We start from the raw sequence: 4910 nt of genomic DNA on the forward strand, positions 1-4910 counted from the left end.
TGGCCGGTATATGTGTCACCCAGAGCTCGGCCTGCACCAACCAACGACCGACACCGTCCCATGTCCTACAGGCCATGGGACTGTCTGAAGCGGATGCCTATGGTAGCGTGCGATTTTCTTTCGGTGAAACCAATACGCATTCGGAGCTCGATGCCGCGCTTTGTCAACTTTTCGCCGTTATCGACCGCTTGAGCGCATTGGAGCGACTGGCATGAGGTGGTCGTTCGGCGGGCATGAGACATTCGTCATTCGTGAGGGCTGGCTCCACAAGGGGCTTGCGCTGGCGTTGGAAGACCCCGAAGTGTTGGCTGGCCCCGGTGCTGCCGATGCACTTGGCGTGGGTGAGAATATGGCCAAGAGCATCCGCCATTGGCTGCTGGTTACCGGATTGGCCCAGCGCCTGGGGAACACGCGTGGGCCCTTTTCGGCCACCGACTTGGGTGAGCTTATTTGGGCCTACGATCCCTATTTTCTAGCCCCGGGCACCTGGTGGGCGCTTCACATACAGCTATTTAATCAGCCACGCGCGGGGGCCTGGAGTTGGTTTTTTAACCATTTTGGCCAAGCTCGCTTCGAGCGCGCTGTATGTATTGAACGGTTGAGTCAGTTTCTTCAGTTGCACCGACGCAAGGCGCCAAGCCGAAATACGTTAGAACGGGATATATCGTGCCTGCTGCGCTGCTACGCTACCACATTGCCGATTGCGCGCGATGATCCTGAAGACGGTAACGACTGCGGTCTGGGGGAGCTCGGGCTCTTGTACTACCTCCCGGCCTCGGGCGTGTATCAACGAAGTGGACAGTCGGCGACCAAGCCTGCTGAATTGATCGGTTACAACATCGCCCTGGTGTTCCTGGAGGCCCGAGGTGGGCGCGGAACCGTGGATATTTCGATTGAGCGACTAGCGCGCGAGCCGGGAGGGCCGGGTGCAGCGATGCTGGTGGGAGCCGAGGGCCTTTACGAGCTACTACAGAACGCGGAGCGAGCCGCCAAAGGGCTGAATATCACAGGCCTCGGCGCCGAACGCATGCTGCGTCTGCCGCGTGGTGAGCCGATTGCCTGGCTGGAAAGCTATTATGCGGGACTTGGAGACGCACAAGCGGATGCCGCGTAAACAACAAAAAGCCAACATTGATGTAGAAGCGCTGCTGCGTTCCATCCATGTCCGGATGGACGCTGCCGAGCCCGCCCGGGTTGAGCACTTTCGCCCGACCGCCAAGAGCGTTCCTTTTATCGACGCCATGCTTGGTCGCCGTGGGGAAAAGGCGTGGCTAGTGACGGCACCCTACGGTACCGGCAAGAGCCTCACCGCAGCTTATCTACTGCACCTTGTGGAGAATCGCTCCGATTCACGGCTGACGCTGCAGGGTATTGAATCCCGGATGCGCCAGGTGAGCCCCGCCTTGGCGAGCTTCGCCGGCAAGCGCCGGCGGAGCGGCAAACAGGGGCTGGTGTTGGTACTAGATGGTCATGAAGCCAGTCTTCCTGACGCATTACGACGAGCTGTATTGGAAACAATGGAGCGGCTCAAGCTTGGCCGACAGGCGCGTCCTGTGCGAGAGCGCCCCTGCGGTTCTATGAGGGAAGCACTGTCGCTGCTTGATATGGCGCAGTCCAAGGCGGCGGAAGCCGGCTGCGATCGTTGCGTGATCGTGTGGGATGAATTCGGGCGGCATCTGGAATCCTTGATCAACGACGGACGGCCGGGTGACTTGGCGGATGTGCAAACATTGGCGGAATACGTTGCCCGTAGCCCGGGACTGCCCACCACGCTTGGCGTACTACTGCATCAGCGCCTGCTTCAGTACGCGGACCGGGTCTCTCACTCCGTGCGCACCGAGTGGGCAAAGGTAGAAGGCCGATTCGTTGAGCATCACTATGTTGACGATTCGCGCGAGTTGTTTCGCCTACTAGGGGATGTGGTGGCAACGCGTCGACCACGGAACCTGAAGCGGCCGGGCCGAGGCACCTTCAAGCAGGCGGCTCGGCAGTCCCAGAGCTTGGGTTGGTTTAGGGAGTGGTCGCAGCAGAGTCTCATCGAAACGCTTGAGCAGGCGTATCCTCTTGAGCCGGCAACCTTGGCGTTGCTGCCCATTATTTCTGGTCGTGTGGCCCAGAACGAGCGAACGCTGTTCGCTTTTCTCTACGATCAGCTGCTGAACGAACCGGTGGGGCCGGAGAGCCTATACGCGTACTTCGCCCCCGCAATGCGGGCGGATGCGGGAGTTGGCGGTACGCACCGACGTTGGCTAGAGGCTGAAAGCGCGCTGAGCAAAGCTGATGACGAACCGCTCACCATACGAGCGCTGACAGCAGCTTGCTTGCTCGGCCTCGGTAGCGGCGGCGAGCGGGCTCGAGCGAGTCTCGACGCACTGGTTTTCGCCGTGGCCGGGTACGGCGATGCGAATCCGGCGCGGGACGCGGTTGATCGTTTGATCGTCAAAAAGCTTTTGCTGCACCGCCGGCACACCGACCAGGTTAGTTTGTGGCATGGTACCGATCTGGACGTTCGCTCGCGGCTCGAGGAAGCGAAGGCGCGGGAGCGAGACACCTTTAGATTGATCGAATTTCTGAACGAGGAGGTCGCAGCTCCGGTATGGAAACCGGTGCGGCACAACGACCGTTACGATGTGCGACGCTTTTTGTCGGGCGAATACTGTAGCGTCGAGGAAATGGGCGCCTATCTGGATCGTAGCCAACACCTCGCCCCCCTCGCTCCGGGCGAGGACGGCCGCGTGGTGTATGTGCTCGCCGAGACCCGGGAGGCGATCGAGCAGGTCGCGGCGCAGGCCTGCCAGCAGTTGTTGAATGAACGGTTGCTGCTGGCAGTCCCCACAGAACCCGTGGCGCTGACCGAAATTGCCCTCGAGGTGTGGTGTCTGCGCCGTCTGCAGCACGACCCCGAGATTGTCGGGGAGGACCCGCTCGCCGTAGCGGAATTAGAGCAATTCGCTGACGATGCCCGCACGCATCTACAACGGCTGGTCGAGCGCATTGTTTGGCCGGAGGCGGACGGACCACGGTGGTTCTACTGTGGAGAAGAGATCGCAGTGCGTTCGCCGCGTGCGTTGCGCGAGCAGCTGTCAATCATCATGGATCGCGTGTTTCACGCTACGCCCGCGCTACGCAACGAAATGATTAACCGGCATCGGCCATCCCGCGTGTTGGTGAACGCCCGCAAGAAAGTTGAGCTTGGCATTCTCGAGCGGGTCGGAGTGTCGGACTTAGGTCTTACAGGCCGGACACCGGACGCGTCGATATTTCGCACGCTCCTTGCGCGCACGGGGTTGTACCGCCGCGACGGGGACGGGCGTCATCGATTTGCCCAACCCGAGGAGTTGGTCGACCCCGGTTTATCCCAGGTGTGGGTGCATCTGAAGCATTTTTTCACAGAACCGGCTGTTGACCCGAAAGAACCGAGGAAGCTCATTGAGCAATTGATAAGCCCGCCGTATGGGGTGCGCCGAGGTGTGTTGCCTTTGCTGATCGCCTCAGCTTATCAGGCATTTCCGGCTGCCGTGGCGATTACCCGAGATGGTCTTTATCTTGAGGACATCCTCGCCTCCGAGATCGAGGATCTGGTGCGATATCCTGAGAAGTACCGAGTGAAGGTTCTAGCTTTGGACAAACGCCGTCTCGAATACTTGGAACGCATATACCGTACCTTTGCGGGCAGCGAGTCCGACGCGCCGCGCGAAGGGGATCTTCTTCGTGCCTGTCACGACGCTATCGCCAGCTGGCGGGAAACACTCCCGCCGGCCGCATTAACCTCTCGGAACGTCAGTGCTGCAGGGCAGCGGTTGCAGCAAGCCCTGGCGAAAAGCACAGAGCCCACGGAGTTGATTTTTGAGCAATTCCCGTGGGTTGCTGGGGCAAAGAAACCGAGCCCGAATGTTACCGGTAGGCTGGTCGATGCCAAAGAGGCACTCGAGTCGGTGGCGTCCCAATATGCCACCCAGGCTGCAGCGGCAATCCGACGGATTCTCACCCTGCGTCCGCCCAATGGGGGAACAGCAAACGCCGCAGCCCAGGAATGGGCATCCTGTTTCCCCGATGCATTGGTCGAACGCCTTCCCGAGAAGCGATTGAGCGGGTTGGTGATGCGGCTGCGCACCAACTACCGACACGACTACCAGCTGGTGGATTCCTTGGCTTTTCTGCTTATTGGGCAGCCCGTACAACGCTGGACCGATGCGAGCTTGACGGCCTTTGAGCGCGAGCTCGATGCCGCCGCCCGCCGGATCGAGGAAATCGCCTTGTCTTCGGCGCTGAGTATTGAAGAGCTCGGCGCGGACTCCCGGCAACTAGCCAAACTTGCTGAAGAACGCATGAAACAGTGGTACGCTCGCTACCGCGAGCTCGCGGGAGATGCAGCGGCCGAAGAGGTCGTCCGCTTGCTCCCCGATCAATGATCGCTACTCGCGCCGCACTGCGCGTAGGAGTATAAGCATGAGCGCGACGATAAACGACGCCCTGGCTGACGCGGACAATCCGGATATTCGACACGTGGTGTCAATCTCCGGTGGCAAAGACTCCGCGGCACTCGCGGTTTACCTCAATCAGCAGTACCCGCAACTCCCGGTGGAATATGTTTTTTGCGACACCGGCTGTGAGCTACCCGAAACATACGAATACCTGGAAAAGCTCGAAGCACTACTGGGCACTGAGATCCAACGTCTCAACGTCTTGGACATGCTGGGTATCAAGCGAAAGGCCGGCCGCAATCCATTCGATGTGATATTGAATGAATACTACGGTGGGTTTCTTCCGAATGCGCAAGCCCGGTGGTGTACCCGGGTGCTTAAGATTCAGCCGTTCGAACGACACATCGGGGCCGACCACGCTTATAGCTATATCGGCATTCGGGCGGATGAAGACCGAGAAGGGTACGTAGGGAAGAAGCCGCCCAA

General features: G+C 59.9%; 3 protein-coding genes and 1 pseudogene. All 4 read left to right on the top strand.

The window, feature by feature from the left end:
- Positions 1-215, top strand: a pseudogene (locus tag AC52Q4_RS16315) (cysteine desulfurase); the annotation flags it as partial.
- Positions 212-1114 (top strand): DUF4007 family protein, encoded by a 903-nt coding sequence (locus AC52Q4_RS16320; protein ID WP_495537857.1) that lies wholly within the window; start codon positions 212-214, stop codon positions 1112-1114. The pseudogene AC52Q4_RS16315 and the gene AC52Q4_RS16320, both read left to right, overlap by 4 nt.
- On the top strand, positions 1077-4412 hold the full coding sequence (locus tag AC52Q4_RS16325) for a hypothetical protein (protein ID WP_495537858.1): 3336 nt from the start codon (positions 1077-1079) through the stop codon (positions 4410-4412). Before AC52Q4_RS16320 ends, AC52Q4_RS16325 begins: the two co-directional genes overlap by 38 nt.
- Before the next feature lie 37 nt (positions 4413-4449).
- Positions 4450-4910 (top strand): phosphoadenosine phosphosulfate reductase domain-containing protein (locus AC52Q4_RS16330; protein WP_495537859.1); only part of this gene is annotated, 461 nt, incomplete at its 3' end.

The sequence above is a fragment of the Nitrococcus sp. genome, assembly GCF_059432795.1.

What these genes read in the sequence shown, in the direction of transcription:
- AC52Q4_RS16320 (WP_495537857.1), top strand. Translation starts at nt 212, where the DNA reads ATGAGGTGGTCGTTCGGCGGGCATGAGACATTCGTCATTCGTGAGGGC.
- AC52Q4_RS16325 (WP_495537858.1), top strand. Translation starts at nt 1,077, where the DNA reads ATGCGGGACTTGGAGACGCACAAGCGGATGCCGCGTAAACAACAAAAA.